The organism is Candidatus Mycobacterium methanotrophicum (assembly GCF_023515995.1).
In the GTDB taxonomy this organism is placed as follows: Bacteria; Actinomycetota; Actinomycetes; order Mycobacteriales; family Mycobacteriaceae; genus Mycobacterium; species Mycobacterium methanotrophicum.
Map to the genome: position 1 here is coordinate 1,862,398 of NZ_CP097320.1, position 18,249 is coordinate 1,880,646.

An 18,249-nucleotide genomic window follows, 5' to 3' on the forward strand; every position below is an offset into this window, starting at 1 on the left:
GAGTGTCGCCGCGTGGGTGACCACCCCCCGTCAATGGAAGCCCTGTCGCCGGAGGCGTTGACCGCAGCGGTCGACGCAGCCCGGCAAGCATTCGCAGCCGCGGCCGACCTCGACGCGCTGGCACGCGCCAAGACCGAGCACCTTGGCGATCGCTCGCCGCTGGCGCTGGCCCGCCAGGCGTTGGCCTCCTTGCCCAAGGCCGAGCGTGCGGATGCCGGTCGGCTTGTGAACAGCTCCCGCGGCGACGTTCAACGCAGTTACGACGAGCGACTGGCCGCGCTGCGCGCGCAGCGCGACGCCGCCGTGTTGATCGCCGAACGCATCGACGTGACGTTGCCGTCGACCCGCCAGCCGACCGGCGCCCGGCACCCGATCACGATTCTGGCCGAACACATTGCCGACACCTTCATAGCGATGGGGTGGGAACTGGCCGAGGGGCCAGAGGTGGAAACCGAGCAGTTCAACTTCGATGCCTTGAACTTCCCCGCCGACCACCCGGCGCGCAGCGAGCAGGACACGTTCTATATCGCTCCGGAGGGTTCGCGGCGATTGCTGCGCACCCACACGTCGCCGGTGCAGGTGCGCACTCTGCTCGAGCGTGAGCTGCCGGTCTATATCGTCTCGATCGGTCGCACGTTCCGCACCGACGAACTGGACGCCACCCATACGCCGGTCTTCCACCAGGTCGAGGGGCTCGCGGTGGATCGCGGACTGTCGATGGCGCATCTGCGCGGAACGCTCGACGCGTTCGCCCGGGCGGAGTTCGGGCCCAAGGCGCGCACCAGGATGCGCCCACACTTCTTCCCGTTCACCGAGCCGTCCGCGGAAGTCGACGTGTGGTTCGAGAACAAGCGCGGCGGCGCCGGCTGGGTGGAGTGGGGCGGATGCGGAATGGTGAACCCGAATGTGTTGCGCGCCGCCGGTATTGACGCGTTAGCGTATTCAGGCTTTGCGTTCGGGATGGGGCTGGAACGCACTCTGCAGTTCCGCAACGGCATCCCCGACATGCGGGACATGGTCGAGGGCGATGTTCGGTTCTCGTTGCCCTTCGGGGTGGGTGCTTGATGCGCGTCCCGTACAGCTGGTTGCGCGAAGTCGTCTCTGTCGGCGCCCCGGGCTGGGATGTGCCGCCCGACGACCTGGAACAGGCGCTGCTGCGGATCGGTCACGAAGTCGAAGAGGTGATCACGCTCGGCACGGTCAGCGGACCGCTGACCGTTGGGCGAGTAACCGACATTGAAGAACTCACCGAGTTCAAAAAGCCGATCCGCGCGTGCAAAGTCGATGTTGGCGAAGACGAGCCTCGCGAAATTGTCTGTGGTGCAACTAATTTCGTTGTCGGCGATGTTGTGGTGGTGGCGCTGCCCGGTACGACGCTGCCCGGGGGCTTCGCGATCGCCCAGCGCAAGACCTATGGTCGCAACTCCGACGGCATGATTTGCTCGGCGGCCGAATTGGGCCTGGCCGCAGACCATTCCGGCATCCTGGTGCTGCCGCCCGGAACCGCTGAACCCGGCGCGGGCGGTAGCGAGGTGTTGGGCTTGGACGACGTGGTTTTCCATCTGGCCATCACCCCGGATCGGGGTTATTGCATGTCGGTTCGCGGTTTGGCCCGCGAGATCGCCTGCGCCTACGACCTCGACTTCACAGACCCGGCCTCCAGCGATGTGGTACCTCCGCGGCCGCGCGAGGTCGACGCTTTGCCGTTGGCAGTTCAGCCGGGGACCGGCGTGCGCCGGTTCGCGCTGCGCCCGGTAACCGGGATCGATCCCGACGCGGTGTCGCCGTGGTGGTTGCAGCGCCGGCTGTTGCTCTCGGGAATCCGGGCGATCTCGCCGGCCGTCGACGCGACGAATTACGTGATGCTGGAGTTGGGCCACCCGATGCACGCGCACGATCTCAAACGGATCAACGGCGGCTTCTCGGTGCGGTTCGCCGAGCCCGGCGAAACCGTGGTCACCCTCGATGACGTCGAACGCCGGCTCAACCCGGCCGACGTCCTGATCGTCGACGACGTCGCGACCGCGGCGATCGGGGGCGTGATGGGGTCGGGCAGCACCGAGATGCGCGAGGACTCCACAGACGTCCTGCTGGAGGCCGCGGTGTGGGATCCGGCGGCGGTGTCACGCACCGCACGGAGGCTGCACCTGCCCAGCGAGGCCGCCCGTCGCTACGAGCGGGAGGTCGACCCGGCGATCTCGGTTGCGGCGCTGGATCGCTGCGCCGGATTGCTCGCCGACATCGCCGGCGGCGAGGTGTCCGAAACGCTGACCGACTGGCGCGGCGACCCGCCGCGAGACGATTGGGCCGGGCCGCCAATCCCGATTGCGGTCGACCTGCCGGACCGCATGGCCGGGGTGAGCTATCGGCCGGGCACGACGGCCAGGCGGCTCACCCAGATCGGCGCCGCGGTAACCGGTGACGGCGAAACCCTGACCGTCACACCGCCCAGCTGGCGGCCTGACCTGTTGCAGCAGGCCGACCTGGTCGAGGAGGTGCTGCGGCTGGAGGGGCTGGAGCTCATCCCGTCGGTGCTGCCGTCGGCACCGGCCGGGCGCGGGCTGTCGGCCCACCAACGGCGCCGTCGCGCAATCGGCAAGTCGTTGGCGCTGTCGGGCTACGTTGAGGTGCTGCCGACGCCGTTTCTTCCGGCCGGCGTTTTCAACGCCTGGGACCTGCCCGCCGACGACCAGCGGCGTCACACCCTCCAGGTGCTCAACCCGCTGGAGGCCGACCGGCCGCATCTGGCCACGACCCTGCTGCCGGGATTGTTGGAAGCGTTGGCGCGCAACGTGTCGCGCGGCATTGTCGACGTCGCGCTCTATGCGATCGCGCCGGTAGTGCAGCCCACCGGGCAGACCAAGAGCGTCGGGCCCATCCCGGTGCACCGACGTCCCACCGATGAGGAGATCGTCCAACTCGACGCATCGCTGCCGCGCCAACCCCAGCATGTCGCCGCGGTGTTGACCGGGTTGAGAGAGCCGCGCGGCCCCTGGGGCGACGGCCGGCGGGTGGAAGCCGCCGACGCGTTCGAAGCGGTCCGAATCGTCGCCCGCGCCAGCGGAATTGAGGTGGTGCTGCGCGCTACCCAATATCTGCCATGGCATCCGGGCCGGTGTGCAGAGGTGCTGGTCGGCGAGACGGTCGTCGGCCATGCGGGGCAGCTGCACCCCGCAGTGCTCGAGCGCTCCGGTCTACCCAAGGGCGCCTGTGCGGTCGAACTGAACCTCGACGCCATGCCCATTGTCGAGGCGTTGCCGGCGCCGCGGGTTTCACCGTTTCCCGCCGTGTTCCAAGACGTCAGCCTCGTGGTGGATGCCGATGTTGCCGCGCAAACGGTCCAAGACGCGGTCCGCGACGGCGCCGGGGAGCTATTGGAGGGGGTCTGGCTATTCGACGTCTACGCCGGCCCGCAGCTCGGTGAGCATCGCAAGTCGCTGACCTTCGCGCTGCGGTTCCGGGCGGCCGATCGTACCCTCACCGAAGACGAGGCCAGCGCGGCCCGAGACGCGGCGGTGCGCTGCGCCGCCGACCGGGTCGGCGCGGTGCTGCGCAGCTGATTCCTGACCGCGAGCAGACGCAGACTCGCATGATTCGGAGCTCGGCAATGCGATTCTCTGTCTGCTCGGCCGCGGCTTGAGAATGAATTTGCACGGCTATGCATAGTCATGCAACGATTGCGGACATGACGCAGCGGATACGCGCGGCGGTGGCCGGCGCCAGCGGCTACGCGGGCGGTGAGATCCTGCGGCTGCTGCTCGGTCACCCGGCCTACCACGACGGGCGGCTGACGATCGGTGCGGTGACTGCGGCCGCCAGCGCGGGCAGCAGCTTGGCTGAACATCATCCGCACCTGTTACCGCTGGCTCAGCGGGTGCTCGAGCCCACGGAAGTCGACGTATTGGACAGCCATGACGTGGTTTTTCTCGCGTTGCCTCACGGTCGCTCGGCCACGTTGGCGCAACAGCTCGGCGCCGACACACTGCTGGTGGACTGTGGTGCGGACTTCCGACTGACCGATGCGAGCGCATGGGAGCGCTTTTACGGCTCGCGGCACGCCGGCAGCTGGCCGTACGGGCTGCCGGAGTTGCCCGGCGGGCGGGAGTCGTTGCGCGACGCCCGGCGCATCGCGGTACCGGGCTGCTATCCGACCGCCGCGTTGTTGGCGCTATTCCCAGCGGTGGCCGCCGACCTGATCGATCCCGCCGTCACCGTCGTCGCGGTCAGCGGCACCTCTGGCGCCGGCCGAGCCGCGAAAACCGAGCTGCTCGGTTCGGAGGTCATCGGTTCGGCGCGGGCGTACAACATCGCCGGCGCGCACCGGCACACGCCCGAAATCGTCCAAGGACTCAAGCACGTCACCGACCGGGACGTCACCGTGTCGTTTACACCGGTGCTCATCCCAACCTCGCGCGGCATCTTGGCGACGTGCACCGCGCGCACCAACTCGCCGCTGTCGCAGCTGCGCGCCGCCTACGAAAAGGCTTACCACGCTGAGCCTTTCGTTCACCTGCTGCCGGAAGGTCAGCTGCCGCGCACCGGTGCGGTGATCGGCAGCAACGCCGCGCACATCGCGGTGGCGGTCGACGAGGACGCCGCCACGTTCATCGCCATCGCGGCGATCGACAATCTGGTCAAGGGCACCGGCGGCGCCGCCGTGCAGTCGATGAACCTAGCGCTGCGCTGGCCGGAAACCGAGGGCCTTTCGATCGTCGGAGTGGCGCCGTGACTCGCGCCGACGACGATGCAGTGGGGGCACTCCCAGCCGCGCAGCGGCAAGGGGGACGAAGCGATGGGGAGGAGTGGCGCATATGACTCACGTGGAAGCCGCGCCTCTGGTGCGCGCCCAGGGGGTGACCGCCCCGGCGGGTTTCCGCGCCACCGGAATCGCCGCCGGAATCAAGGCGTCGGGCGCCCTCGACCTTGCCCTGGTATTCAACGAGGGGCCGGACTACGCGGCCGCCGGAGTATTCACCCGCAATCAAGTCAAAGCGGCACCCGTGCTGTGGACGCAGCAGGTGCTGACCACCGGCCGGCTGCGGGCGGTGATCCTGAACTCGGGCGGCGCCAACGCCTGCACCGGTCCGGACGGCTTCGCCGACACTCACGCCACCGCCGAAGCGGTTGCCACCGCCTTGTCGGACTGGGGTACCGAAACCGGCGCGATCGAAGTCGCCGTGTGCTCCACCGGATTGATCGGCGACCGGCTGCCGATGGACAAGGTGCTTGCCGGAGTCGGCCACGTCGTGCACGAGATGGCCGGGGGGCTGACCGGTGGGGAAGAGGCCGCACGGGCCGTCATGACCACCGACACCGTGCCCAAACAGGTTGCGCTGCACCATCCAGACAAGTGGACGATTGGCGGAATGGCCAAGGGCGCCGGGATGCTGGCGCCGTCGCTCGCGACCATGCTGTGCGTGCTGAGCACCGATGCCGTCGCAACGGCCGACGCACTCGACGACGCGCTGCGCCGGGCCACCGCGCGGACGTTCGACCGCCTCGACATCGACGGGAGTTGTTCGACCAACGACACCGTGCTGTTGCTGGCCTCCGGTGCAAGCGAGATTGCGCCGTCTCAAGCCAATCTCGACGACGCCGTGCTGCGTGTCTGCGATGACCTGTGCGCGCAACTGCAAGCCGACGCCGAAGGCGTCACCAAGCGGGTCACCGTGACCGTCAGGGGCGCCGCCACCGAAGACGACGCGCTGGCTGCCGCTCGGGTGGTTGCCCGCGACAACTTGGTCAAGACCGCGCTGTTCGGCTCCGATCCGAACTGGGGCCGGGTGCTGGCGGCAGTCGGCATGGCGCCGATCAGCCTGGACCCGGACCGGATCACCGTGTCATTCAATGGGTTTCCGGTCTGCGTCGACGGTGTCGGGGTCGCGGGCGCTCGCCAGATAGACCTGTCAGCTGCCGATATCGAGGTCCTCGTCGATCTCAAAATCGGCGCCGGCCAGGTAGCCGTCCGGACCACCGACTTGTCGCACGGCTACGTCGAAGAGAATTCGGCCTACTCGTCATGACCACCGCCGCAGTCTCAGTTCAAGCGAAGGCCCAGGTGCTGGCCGAGGCCCTGCCCTGGCTCAAGCAATTGCACGGCAAAATCGTGGTGATCAAATACGGCGGGAACGCGATGACCGACGACGCGCTGCGGCGTGCGTTCGCCGCCGACATGGCGTTCCTGCGTAACTGCGGGGTTCACCCCGTCGTCGTCCATGGCGGCGGACCGCAAATCAGCGCCATGTTGCAGCGGCTCGGAATCCCGGGTGACTTCAAGGGCGGCTTCCGGGTCACCACACCGGAAGTCCTCGACGTGGCGCGCATGGTGCTGTTCGGCCAGGTGGGCCGCGAGCTGGTCAACCTGATCAACGCGCACGGGCCCTATGCGGTCGGCATCACCGGCGAGGACGCAGCGCTCTTCACAGCGGTACGGCGCAGCGTGATGGTCGACGGCGTGCCCACCGACATCGGGCTGGTGGGAAATGTCGAACACGTCAACACCGCGGCGATCCTCGACCTTATTGCAGCGGAACGCATCCCGGTAGTTTCGACGCTGGCGCCAGACAGCGACGGCGTTGTGCACAACATCAATGCGGACACCGCGGCCGCGGCGCTGGCTGAAGCACTGCAAGCTGAAAAGCTGTTGATGCTCACCGATATCGACGGCCTGTACACCCGCTGGCCCGACCGCGATTCGCTGGTCACCGAAATCGACACCGCTACGTTGGCGCAGCTGTTGCCCACATTGGCGACCGGCATGATCCCCAAGATCGAGGCATGTCTGCGCGCGGTCGGCGGCGGCGTGCCCAGCGCGCACGTCATCGACGGTCGCGTCGAGCACTGCGTGCTGGTCGAATTGTTCACCGACGAGGGGACGGGCACGAAGGTGGTGAGCGCGTGACCAACACGGAGGTTATGCAGCAGCGCTGGTCCGCGGTGATGATGAACAACTACGGTGTTCCGCCGGTCGCATTGGCCAGCGGCGACGGTGCGGTGGTCACCGATGTGGATGGGAAATCCTACCTGGATCTACTCGGCGGCATCGCCGTGAATGTGCTCGGACATTGTCACCCTGCCGTCATCGACGCCGTCACCCGGCAGATGTCGACGCTGGGCCACACCTCGAATCTGTACGCCGCCGAACCCGGTGTCGCGCTGGCAGAAACGCTGGTCGGACTGCTCGGCTGCGACGCGGAGACGCGGGTGTTCTTCTGCAACTCCGGCACCGAGGCCAACGAGTTGGCGTTCAAACTGTCCCGCCTGACCGGGCGGGCGAAACTGGTTGCAGCTCAAGAAGCCTTCCATGGCCGGACGATGGGATCGCTGGCCCTGACCGGTCAACCGACCAAGCAGGCGCCTTTTGCGCCGCTGCCCGGTGACGTCACGCATGTGCCATACGGCGACACCGATGCGCTGGCCGCCGCGGTCGGCGACGACACCGCCGCGGTGTTCCTCGAGCCGATCATGGGGGAGAGCGGTGTCGTCGTCCCGCCCGACGGCTACCTCGCGGCGGCCCGTGACATCACCGCCGAGCATGGCGCCCTGCTGGTTCTCGACGAGGTGCAGACCGGAATGGGCCGCACTGGAACGTTCTTTGCCCACCAGCACGACGGCATCACTCCCGACGTGGTGACGTTGGCCAAAGGTCTGGGCGGCGGGCTGCCGATCGGGGCATGCCTGGCGATCGGACCTGCCGCCCAACTCATGTCACCAGGTCTGCACGGCAGCACCTTCGGCGGCAACCCAATCTGCGCGGCGGCGGCGCTGGCGGTGCTGCGGGTGCTGTCCAGCGAAGATCTGGTGCGACGCGCCGAAGTGCACGGTAAAACGTTGCGCCAGGGCATCGAATCGCTCGGTCACCCGTTGATCGACCACGTTCGTGGCCGCGGCCTGCTGTGCGGGGTGGTGCTCAGCGCCCCGGCCGCCAAAGACATCGAGACCGCTTGCCGCGCTGGCGGCTTCCTGGTTAACGCCGCCGCGCCCAACGTCATTCGGTTGGCGCCGCCGCTGATCATCACCGAACACCAGATCGACACCTTCGTCACCGCGCTGCCGGGCATCCTGGATACCGCCGGAGGGGCGCGATGACGCGACACTTCCTGCGCGACGACGACCTGTCACCGGACGAACAGGCCGAAGTGCTCGCGCTGGCCGCCGAACTAAAAAATGATCCGGTCGGCCACCGCCCGCTGGAGGGTCCACGCGGTGTCGCCGTCATCTTCGACAAGAACTCCACCCGTACCCGGTTTTCGTTCGAGGTGGGTATCGCCCAGCTGGGCGGGCACGCCGTGGTGGTCGACGGGCGCAGCACCCAACTGGGCCGGGAAGAGACCCTGCAGGACACCGCAAAAGTGTTGTCCCGCTATGTTGATGCCATCGTCTGGCGCACCTACGGGCAAGCCCGACTGACCGCGATGGCCGAAACCGCGACGGTGCCGATCGTCAATGCGCTCTCCGACCAGTTCCACCCCTGTCAGCTGCTCGCCGATCTGCAGACCGTCGCCGAACGGGCCGGATCGCTGCGGGATTTGAGGATGTCGTACTTCGGCGATGGGGCCAACAACATGGCGCACTCGCTGATGCTCGGCGGTGTCACCGCCGGCATCCACGTGACGATTGCCGCACCCGACGGCTTTGGCCCCGATCCATCGATCGTCGCCGCCGCCGAGCGACGCGCCGCGGACACCGGCGCGTCGGTGACGGTCATCGCAGACCCGGCCGCTGCCGCGTCGGGCGCCGACGTGCTGGCTACCGATACCTGGACCTCGATGGGCCAGGAGGACGACGGGCTGGACCGGGTTCGGCCCTTCCGTCCATTCCAGCTCAACGCCGGGTTGCTTTCGCTAGCCAACCCGGAAGCTGTTGTGCTGCATTGCCTTCCAGCGCACCGCGGACACGAGATCACCGACGAGGTGATCGACGGGCCGCATAGCGCGGTGTGGGACGAAGCCGAAAATCGGTTGCATGCCCAAAAGGCCCTGTTGGTATGGCTTTTGGAAAGGTCGACATGACACCGCGCCGTCGACGATGCAGAGCGCAGCGATGAGGAGGAGCGGCGCTATGACACCGCGCCGTCGACGATGCAGAGCGCAGCGATGAGGAGGAGCGGCGCTATGACACCGCGCCGTCGACGATGCAGAGCGCAGCGATGAGGAGGAGCGGCGCTATGACACCGCGCTGTCGACGATGCAGAGCGCAGCGATGAGGAGGAGCGGCGCTATGCCCAACAGCGGATCTAAGATCGCACCGGAAGTCACGCGCGCTGCGCGGCAGGCCCGCATCGTCGCGACCCTGTCGTCGGCGCAGGTACGCAGCCAAAGCGAGCTGGCCGGGCTGCTGGCCGCTGACGGTATCGAGGTCACGCAGGCCACCCTGTCGCGGGACTTAGAAGAGCTCGGCGCGGTGAAGCTGCGCGGCGCCGACGGGGGGGTCGGCATATACGTAGTGCCCGAGGACGGCAGCCCGCTGCGTGGGGTATCCGGCGGCACCGGCCGGCTGTCGCGGCTGGTGAGCGAACTGCTGGTCTCCACCGATGCCAGCGGAAACCTGGCGGTGCTGCGCACCCCGCCCGGGGCAGCCGACTACCTGGCCAGCGCCATCGACCGGGCGGCGCTACCCTACGTCGTCGGCACCATCGCCGGAGACGACACCATTTTCGTGGCGGCCCGCGAGCCGATGACCGGCACCGAGCTCGTAACCGTACTGCAAGACCTCAAATAACCTGCGAAACAAGGAGATCAATTCATGTCCGAGCGCGTCATCCTGGCGTATTCCGGCGGTTTGGACACCTCCGTGGCGATCAGCTGGATCGGCAAGGAGACCGGCCGGGAGGTTGTCGCGGTCGCGATCGATCTGGGCCAGGGCGGCGAGGACATGGAGGTGGTGCGCCAGCGGGCGCTGGACTGCGGCGCCGTTGAAGCGGTTGTCGTCGACGCTCGCGACGAGTTCGCCGACGGCTACTGTCTGCCCACCATCTTGTCCAACGGTCTCTACATGGATCGCTACCCGCTGGTGTCGGCGATCAGCCGGCCGCTGATCGCCAAACATCTGGTGGCGGCGGCCCGCGAGCATGGCGGAAGCATCGTCGCGCACGGCTGCACCGGTAAAGGCAACGACCAGGTTCGATTCGAAGTCGGATTCGCCTCACTGGCACCGGATTTGGAGGTGCTCGCGCCGGTCCGGGACTACGCGTGGACCCGGGAAAAAGCGATCGCTTTCGCCGAAGAGAACGCCATCCCGATCAACGTCAGCAAACGCTCACCGTTTTCCATCGACCAGAACGTGTGGGGCCGAGCAGTGGAAACCGGCTTCCTGGAACACTTGTGGAACGCGCCCACCAAGGACGTCTACGCCTACACCGAAGACGCATGCGTCAACTGGAACACCCCCGATGAGGTGATCGTGGGTTTCGAGCGCGGCGTGCCTGTGTCAATCGACGGCAGGCCCGTATCGGTGCTGCAGGCGATCGAGGAACTCAACACCCGTGGCGGCGCGCAGGGCGTCGGTCGCCTCGACGTGGTGGAGGACCGGCTCGTCGGCATTAAGAGCCGGGAGATCTACGAGGCGCCAGGGGCGATGGCGCTGATCACCGCGCACACCGAACTCGAGCACGTCACGCTCGAGCGCGAGCTGGCGCGGTTCAAGCGTCACACCGACCAACGTTGGGCGGAACTGGTTTACGACGGGTTGTGGTACTCGCCGTTGAAGACCGCGCTGGAAGCTTTCGTCGCCAATACCCAAGAGCATGTATCCGGCGAAATCCGTATGGTGTTGCACGGCGGCCACATTGCGGTCAACGGCCGGCGCAGCGCCGAATCCCTCTACGACTTCAACCTGGCGACCTACGACGAGGGCGACGGCTTCGACCAGTCCGCCGCCAAGGGCTTCGTGTATGTGCACGGGCTGTCGTCGAAAATCGCCGCGCGCCGGGACTCGCGGTGAGGGCTTATTCGCGTCGAGCAGACGCAGAATCGTATCGAAACGCCCGTCCCAGTACGATTCTGCGTCTGCTCGGGGAGAAAAGGTGACCACCAACGAAGGATCGTTGTGGGGTGGGCGGTTCGCCGACGGCCCGTCCGATGCTTTGAGGGCGTTGAGCCGATCCACCCACTTCGACTGGGTGCTGGCGCCTTACGACATCACTGCGTCAAGCGCGCATACCGCGGTGCTGTTCCACGCCGGGTTGCTCACCGAAGAGCAGCGCGATGGGCTACTGGCCGGACTGGATAGCCTCGCCCAGGATGTTGCCGACGGCAGGTTTATTCCGCTGCCCAGTGACGAGGACGTGCATGCGGCGCTGGAACGCGGGCTGATCGACCGGGTCGGGTCCGACCTGGGCGGTCGGCTGCGGGCCGGCCGTTCACGAAACGATCAGGTGGCCACTCTGTTTCGGATGTGGCTGCGTGACGCGGTACGCCGAGTGGCCGCCGGTGCGCTCGACCTCGTCGGCGCACTGGCCACCCAGGCCGCCGCTCACCCACGCGCCATCATGCCCGGCAAGACGCATCTGCAGTCCGCGCAGCCGATCCTGCTGGCACACCATCTACTTGCCCATGCCCATCCGCTGTTGCGTGACGTCGATCGCATCGTCGACCTGGACAAACGGACCGCGGTGTCGCCCTATGGCTCTGGGGCGTTAGCCGGGACGTCGTTGGGGCTCGACCCCGACGCGATCGCCGCACAGCTCGGCTTCGCCACTGCCGCCGACAACTCTGTCGATGCCACGGCAGCAAGGGACTTCGCGGCAGAAGCGGCGTTTGTTTTCGCGATCATCGGCGTCGACCTGTCACGGCTCGCCGAGGACATCATCCTCTGGAGTTCAACCGAATTCGGCTACGTCGCCCTGCATGATTCCTGGTCGACCGGCAGCTCGATCATGCCGCAGAAGAAGAATCCCGACATCGCCGAGCTGGCTCGCGGCAAATCCGGTCGGCTGATCGGAAACGTCGCCGGGTTGCTGGCGACGCTGAAGGCCCAGCCGCTGGCCTACAACCGGGACCTTCAAGAGGACAAAGAGCCGGTGTTCGACTCGGTGGCGCAGTTGGAGCTGCTGTTGCCCGCGATGGCAGGACTGGTGAGCAGCCTGACCTTCGACACCGAGAGGATGGCGGCGCTGGCCCCGGCCGGCTACACCCTGGCCACCGACATCGCCGAATGGCTGGTGCGCCAAGGCGTGCCGTTCCGCGACGCGCACGAATCGGCGGGAGCGGCCGTGCGGGCAGCCGAGCAGCGCGGGGTCGGGCTGGAGGAGCTGACCGACGACGAACTGGCCGCGATCAGCAGCAAGCTGACTCCCGAGGTCCGTGAAGTGCTGAGCATCGAGGGCTCGGTTTCGTCACGCGACGCGCGTGGCGGCACCGCGCCGAACCGGGTCGCCGAGCAACTCGACGCGGTTCGTGTTGTCGCCGAACGACTTGGGCTGCAGCTGCGTCGCTGAATCCGGCTGCCAACGTCGCCGAACGTGTGTCTGCGGCGAGAATTTCGCCAAAATTCCGCAGCAGTTTCACGCTCGATAAGCCCCAAACTCACTCGACGACTTCGGACAGTTCCAGCCAACGGCTCTCCAGCCCGGCGACGTCGTCTTCAAGGTCGCGCAACTCCCGGGTGAGCCGGGTGACGCCGACATGGTCGGATTGGTCATGTTCGGCGAGTTCCTGGTGCTTGGCCGCGATCTGGTCGGCCAGCCGCGCCAGCCTGCGATCGATTGCAGCGATCTCCTTGTGTGCGGCGCGCAATTGCGCCCCCGACATCGCCCCCGACATCGCCTGCGGCTCAGAAGTGCTGGGCGCCGGCGCCGGGCGGACTTGCGTGACCAGCCGCAAGTATTCGTCGACACCGCCGGGCAGATGCCGCAGCCGACCATCCAAGATTGCATACTGCTGGTCGGTGACGCGCTCCAGCAGGTAGCGGTCGTGCGAGACGACGATCAACGTGCCCGGCCACGAGTCGAGCAGATCTTCGGTGGTGGCCAGCATCTCGGTGTCCACGTCGTTGGTGGGTTCGTCGAGCAGCAGCACATTGGGCTCCGCGAGCAGTGTGAGCATCAGCTGCAGCCGGCGGCGTTGCCCGCCGGAGAGCTCACCAACGCGCGCGGAAAGCTGCTCGCCGGCGAATCCGAGCCGCTCCAACAACTGCGCCGGCGTCACGTCACGGCCGTCGACGTGATAGCCGCTGCGCAGCCGGCCCAGCACGTCGGCGACCCGCTCGCCGGCCAGCGGCGCCAGTGCATCGCCGCGTTGGTCGAGGATTGCCGACTGGACAGTCTTGCCGCGCTTGACTTTTCCGCTGTCGGGCTGCACCGTGCCGGTGATCAGCCCGAGCAGGGTGGACTTGCCGGCGCCGTTGGCGCCGACGATGCCGCTGCGTTCACCCGGGCCGATTCGCCACTCGACATCGCGCAGCACCGGACGGCCGTCGAACGAGACCGAAACGTCCAGCAGGTCTACGACGTCCTTGCCGAGCCGCGCGGTGGCAAGCTTCGCCAACTCGACGGTGTTGCGCAGCGGTGGCACGTCGGCGATCAGCTGGTTGGCCGCATCGATTCGGAACTTCGGTTTCGACGTGCGCGCTGGCGGCCCGCGGCGAAGCCAGGCCAGCTCCTTGCGCATCAGGTTCTGCCGCTTGGCCTCGGCGACGGCGACCAGCCGGTCCCGCTCGACCCGCTGCAACACATAGGCGGCATAGCCGCCGTCGAACGGTTCGACGATTCTGTCGTGCACTTCCCACGTCGTGGTCGCGACCTCGTCGAGGAACCACCGGTCATGGGTCACCAGCAGCAGTCCGCCGGCGTTGCGGGCCCAGCGCTGACGCAAGTGACCGGCCAGCCAGGTGATGCCGTCGATGTCGAGGTGGTTGGTCGGCTCATCCATCGCGACGACACACCAATCACCGACCAGCAACGCAGCCAGCTGGACCCGTCGCCGCTGCCCACCGCTGAGCGTGCCGATTTTCGCGTCCCAGCCGAGGTCGCCGACCAGCCCGCCGACCACATCGCGGATGCGCGGATTACCGGCCCACTCGTGCTCGGGCTGGTCACCGACCAGTGTCCATCCCACCGTGCTGCCCGAGTCCAGGTTGTCCGCCTGGCTCAGCGCGCCAACCCGGAGGCCACTGCGCCGGGTCACCCGTCCCGCGTCCGGGGACACCTGACCGGTGAGCAAACCCAGCAAACTGGATTTGCCGTCTCCGTTTCGTCCCACGATGCCGATGCGGTCACCGTCGCTGACCCCGACGGTCAGCGACTCAAAAACAACCTGAGTCGGATACTCCAGGTGCACGGCCTCGGCCCCCAACAGGTGTGCCACCGCCCCGACCTTAGCCCGTCGCGCGGGCGATTACGCTGGCGAACGCACTGGCACCGTGACCAAAGCCGCGGGCCCACCCCCCGCGATGTGCCATGATGTGCAGGCGTTCAGGCCCACACGCAGCGAAGGATCGTCTCAGTTGGTAGGGAGGGTCGGCATGGATCTGAACCTTTCAGCGGTTACGCGACCGGTTGAGCGTCTGGTGGCGACAGCACAGAACGGCCTGGAAGTTCTGCGGCTCGGCGGCCTGGAAACCGGCAACTCCCCGTCGCCGTCTCAGGTCGTGGAGAGCGTGCCGATGTACAAGCTTCGGCGGTACTTCCCACCGGACAGCCGGCCGGGGCACCCGCAGGCGGGGCCGCCGGTACTTCTGGTGCACCCGATGATGATGTCGGCGAACATGTGGGACGTCACCCGTGACGAGGGCGCAGTCGGCATCCTGCACGCTGCCGGGTTGGATCCCTGGGTCATCGACTTCGGTTCCCCCGACAAGGTCGAGGGCGGCATGCGCCGCAACCTGGCCGACCACATCGTCGCGCTGAGTGAGGCGCTCGACGTGATGACAGAGGTCGCCGGGCAGCACGTGCACCTGGCGGGCTATTCGCAGGGCGGGATGTTCTGTTACCAGGCGGCGGCGTACCGACGCTCGAAAGGCATCGCCAGCATCGTGACGTTCGGCTCCCCGGTCGACACGCTGGCTGCGCTGCCGATGGGTATTCCGCCCAACCTTGCGGCTGCCACCGCAAACTTCATGGCCGACCATGTCTTTAACCGGTTGGATGTACCAAGCTGGTTGGCGCGCACCGGTTTCCAGATGCTCGACCCGCTCAAGACGACCAAGGCCCGGATCGATTTCGTCCGCCAGCTGCACGACCGTGAGGCGCTGCTGCCGCGGGAAGCTCAGCGCAAATTCCTGGAATCGGAAGGGTGGATCGCCTGGTCCGGGCCGGCGGTCTCCGAGCTGCTCAAGCAGTTCATCGCGCACAACCGGATGATGACGGGCGGTTTCGCCATCAACGGTCAGCTGGTGACGCTGACCGACATCACCTGCCCGGTATTGGCTTTCGTTGGTGAGGTCGACGACATCGGGCAGCCGCCGGCCGTTCGCGGTATCCGGCGTGCAGCGCCCAATGCCGAGGTCTACGAGTACACGCTGCGGGCCGGTCATTTCGGGCTGGTGGTCGGATCCAGAGCAGCACAGCAGACGTGGCCAACGGTCGCCGATTGGGTGTTGTGGATCTCCGGGCACGGCGACAAGCCGACGGACATCTTCCCGATGGCCGACCAGCCGGCCGAGCACACAGATCGCGGCGTCGCACTCAGTTCCCGGCTGGCGCACGGCCTGGGTGAGGCATCGGGGGTGGCGCTGACAATCGTCCGAGGTGCGGCCGATGCGTTCGTCGCCGCCAACAAGTCCGTGTGCACGTTGGCCGTCGAGACTGTCCGAACCTTGCCCCGCTTGGCCCGACTGGGCCAGATCAACGACCACACCCGGATTTCCCTGGGCCGCATCATCGGCGAGCAGGCCCACGACGCGCCGAACGGCGAATTTCTGCTCTTCGACGGACGTGTTCACAGCTACGAGGCGGTCAATCGGCGCATCGACAACGTCGTGCGCGGCCTCATTGGGGTCGGGGTGCGTCAAGGCGAACACGTCGGCGTCCTGATGGAAACCCGGCCAAGCGCGCTGGTGGCCATCGCGGCGCTGTCACGGCTGGGCGCCGTCGCGGTGCTGTTGACCCCGGACGTCGACTTGGCTGCAGCGGTCCGGCTCGGGGGAGCCACCGAGATCATCACCGACCCGCCCAACCTTCCGACCGCGCGGCAATTGCCCGGACAGGTCTTGATTCTCGGTGGCGGTGAGTCCCGGGATCTGCATCTGCCCGATGACGCCGGCGTCATCGACATGGAACAGATCGACCCCGACGCCGTCGAGCTGCCGGCCTGGTATCGAGCCAACCCCGGGCTGGCGAGGGATCTTGCGTTCATCGGGTTCACCACCGGCGGCGGACAGCTGGTCGCTAAACAGATCACCAACTACCGCTGGGCGCTGTCGGCGTTCGGCACCGCCTCGACCGCGGCCTTGGGCCGTAACGACACGGTGTACTGCCTGACGCCGCTGCATCACGAGTCCGGGCTGCTGGTCAGCCTCGGCGGCGCGGTGGTCGGCGGCACCCGTATCGCGTTGTCGCGCGGCTTGCGCGCGGACCGGTTCATCGCCGAAGTGCGCCAGTACGGCGTCACCGTGGTCTCCTACACGTGGGCCATGCTCCGCGATGTCATCGACGACCCCGGTTTCACGCTGCATGGCAATCACCCGGTGCGGTTGTTCATCGGCTCCGGTATGCCGACCGGGATGTGGCAGCGCGTGGTCGACGTGTTCGCGCCCGCACACGTCGTCGAGTTCTTCGCCACCACCGACGGACATGCGGTGCTGGCCAACGTGTCCGGCGCCAAGATCGGCAGCAAGGGCCGGCCGCTGCCCGGGGCCGGACACGTCGAACTGGGCGCCTACGACGCCGAGCATGACCTGATCCTGGAAACCGACCGCGGGCTGGTCCGGGTTCCGGATACAGGCGAAGTCGGCATACTGCTCGCCGAGCCGCGTGGACCGATCGATCCGACCGCGTCGGTCAAACGTGGCGTCTTCGCTCCCGCCGACACCTGGATCTCCACCGAGTACCTGTTCCGCCGCGACGCCGACGGCGACTTCTGGTTGGTCGGCAGGCGCGGCTCGGCCGTGCGCACCGGTCGCGGCATGGTGTTCTGCGAGCCGATCACCGATGCGCTCGGCATGATTCCGGCGCTCGACCTTGCGGTGACCTATGGCGTGCCGATAGACGGTCATCACGTCGCAGTGACGGCTGTTACCTTGCTGCCGGGGGCAACCATCACGGCAGCCGATCTCTCCGAAGCGGTCGCAGCCATGCCATTCGGGCTCGGCCCCGACGTCGTGCATGTGGTGGGGGAGCTGACCCTGAGTGCCACGTATCGGCCCACGGTCAGTGCCTTGCGCGCGGCCGGCATCCCCAAGCCGGGACGGCACGCCTGGTATTTCGATGGCGACGCCAACCGATTCCGGCGGTTGACCGGCGCGGCCCGAGCGGAGATCTTCGATGCGCACGGACATGCGAGGCCGACGTGATTGACGAAACCCTGTTGAGCATCCTGGTTTGTCCGGCCGATCGCGGCCCGCTGGTGCTGGTCGGTGAAGGCGACGAGGAGTTCCTGTACAACCCGCGGATGCGGCGTGCTTACCGCATTGAGGGCGGCATCCCTGTGCTGCTGGTCGACGAGGCGATCGAGATCAGCGAGGACGAGCACACGCAGTTCATGGCGCGGGCAAATCCCCAGTGAGGTAACGCTGCAGGTTCGGAGCGATGGTGTCCGCGATCCGCTGGGCCGGCAGCGATTTGAACGGCTCCAAATCCAGGATGTAGCGTGCCATCAGCACGCCCACCAATTGCGATGCCACGAACTGGATCCGGATGATGCCGCTGCCTGGCGGGTTGTCGACACGTGAACCTAGCTCCACCGCGATCATGTCCTGGATGAACGAACGAAACAGGTTGACCTCCGATCCGGCCAGGATCGATCGCAGCGTGGCGATGACGCTGGCACCGAGTTCAGAGTCCCACAGCGGCAACAACATTGACGGAATTGTATGGCCGAGCTCCTCGACTGGCACTTCGCGCAAAGGGCCGATGATGTCCATCGGGTCGATCGGGATCTGGACCGCCGCGGCGAACAGCTTTTCCTTGGTGCCGAAGTAGTGGTGCACCAGCGCCGAATCGACGCCCGCCGCCGCGGCTACCGCACGTATCGAGGTATTGCTGATTCCATTGCGGGCAAACAATACTCGAGCATTATCCAGAATCCGTTGGCGCGTACCGGAATTCCCTGCCGGGCGGCCGGGTCGCTTGCGCCCCGTGTTGGTGGTCGCCAC

The 18,249-nt window shown here is 67.0% G+C and carries 14 protein-coding genes; 12 read left to right on the forward strand and 2 right to left on the reverse strand.

Features of this window, described 5'->3' with window-relative positions; all coding sequences use genetic code 11:
- The first annotated feature begins 33 nt into the window (after positions 1–33).
- The 10 genes from pheS to argH all read left to right on the forward strand — a co-directional run bounded on the left by pheS (position 34) and on the right by argH (position 12,436).
- A complete protein-coding gene (gene pheS, locus M5I08_RS09965; RefSeq protein ID WP_249763338.1) occupies positions 34–1,065 on the forward strand; it encodes a phenylalanine--tRNA ligase subunit alpha in 1,032 nt (343 codons plus the stop codon).
- The gene (gene pheT, locus M5I08_RS09970) at positions 1,065–3,560 is read left to right on the forward strand and encodes a phenylalanine--tRNA ligase subunit beta (RefSeq protein ID WP_219066458.1); all 2,496 of its coding nucleotides are present in this window, start codon (positions 1,065–1,067) and stop codon (positions 3,558–3,560) included. The genes pheS and pheT overlap by 1 nt, the downstream gene beginning before the upstream one ends.
- Positions 3,561–3,685: 125 nt before the next feature.
- Entirely contained in the window at positions 3,686–4,729 is a 1,044-nt protein-coding gene (argC, locus tag M5I08_RS09975; RefSeq protein WP_219066459.1) for an N-acetyl-gamma-glutamyl-phosphate reductase, read from the forward strand.
- 82 nt (positions 4,730–4,811) lie between these two features.
- Positions 4,812–6,023: a bifunctional glutamate N-acetyltransferase/amino-acid acetyltransferase ArgJ gene (argJ, locus tag M5I08_RS09980; RefSeq protein ID WP_219066460.1), complete on the forward strand. Its 1,212-nt coding sequence runs from the start codon at positions 4,812–4,814 to the stop codon at positions 6,021–6,023.
- Positions 6,020–6,901 (forward strand): acetylglutamate kinase, encoded by an 882-nt coding sequence (gene argB, locus M5I08_RS09985; RefSeq protein WP_219066461.1) that lies wholly within the window; start codon positions 6,020–6,022, stop codon positions 6,899–6,901. Before argJ ends, argB begins: the two co-directional genes overlap by 4 nt.
- Before the next feature lie 14 nt (positions 6,902–6,915).
- Complete coding sequence (locus M5I08_RS09990; protein WP_219066486.1) at positions 6,916–8,088, forward strand: acetylornithine transaminase; 1,173 nt, start codon at positions 6,916–6,918, stop codon at positions 8,086–8,088.
- Positions 8,085–9,011 (forward strand): ornithine carbamoyltransferase, encoded by a 927-nt coding sequence (gene argF, locus M5I08_RS09995; protein ID WP_219066462.1) that lies wholly within the window; start codon positions 8,085–8,087, stop codon positions 9,009–9,011. Before M5I08_RS09990 ends, argF begins: the two co-directional genes overlap by 4 nt.
- A gap of 208 nt (positions 9,012–9,219) precedes the next feature.
- Positions 9,220–9,720: an arginine repressor gene (locus tag M5I08_RS10000; RefSeq protein WP_370328601.1), complete on the forward strand. Its 501-nt coding sequence runs from the start codon at positions 9,220–9,222 to the stop codon at positions 9,718–9,720.
- Positions 9,721–9,744: 24 nt separating this feature from the next.
- Positions 9,745–10,941: an argininosuccinate synthase gene (locus M5I08_RS10005; protein ID WP_219066464.1), complete on the forward strand. Its 1,197-nt coding sequence runs from the start codon at positions 9,745–9,747 to the stop codon at positions 10,939–10,941.
- Between the two features lie 82 nt (positions 10,942–11,023).
- The gene (argH, locus tag M5I08_RS10010; protein WP_219066465.1) at positions 11,024–12,436 is read left to right on the forward strand and encodes an argininosuccinate lyase; all 1,413 of its coding nucleotides are present in this window, start codon (positions 11,024–11,026) and stop codon (positions 12,434–12,436) included.
- Between the two features lie 88 nt (positions 12,437–12,524).
- Here the strand turns inward: argH and M5I08_RS10015 are convergent, their stop codons facing one another.
- Complete coding sequence (locus M5I08_RS10015) at positions 12,525–14,303, reverse strand: ABC-F family ATP-binding cassette domain-containing protein (protein WP_219066466.1); 1,779 nt, start codon at positions 14,301–14,303, stop codon at positions 12,525–12,527.
- Positions 14,304–14,460: 157 nt separating this feature from the next.
- Between M5I08_RS10015 and M5I08_RS10020 the strand changes: the two genes are divergently transcribed.
- Positions 14,461–17,448, forward strand: a complete 2,988-nt coding sequence (locus M5I08_RS10020; protein ID WP_219066467.1) for an acyl-CoA synthetase — start codon at positions 14,461–14,463, stop codon at positions 17,446–17,448.
- Positions 17,445–17,660 carry a Trm112 family protein gene (locus tag M5I08_RS10025; protein WP_219066468.1) on the forward strand — a complete coding sequence of 72 codons (216 nt, stop codon included), beginning with the start codon at positions 17,445–17,447 and terminating at the stop codon, positions 17,658–17,660. Before M5I08_RS10020 ends, M5I08_RS10025 begins: the two co-directional genes overlap by 4 nt.
- Here M5I08_RS10025 and M5I08_RS10030 read toward each other — a convergent pair.
- Positions 17,635–18,249, reverse strand: a complete 615-nt coding sequence (locus M5I08_RS10030; protein ID WP_219066469.1) for a TetR/AcrR family transcriptional regulator — start codon at positions 18,247–18,249, stop codon at positions 17,635–17,637. The two genes, M5I08_RS10025 and M5I08_RS10030, sit on opposite strands and share 26 nt — an antisense overlap.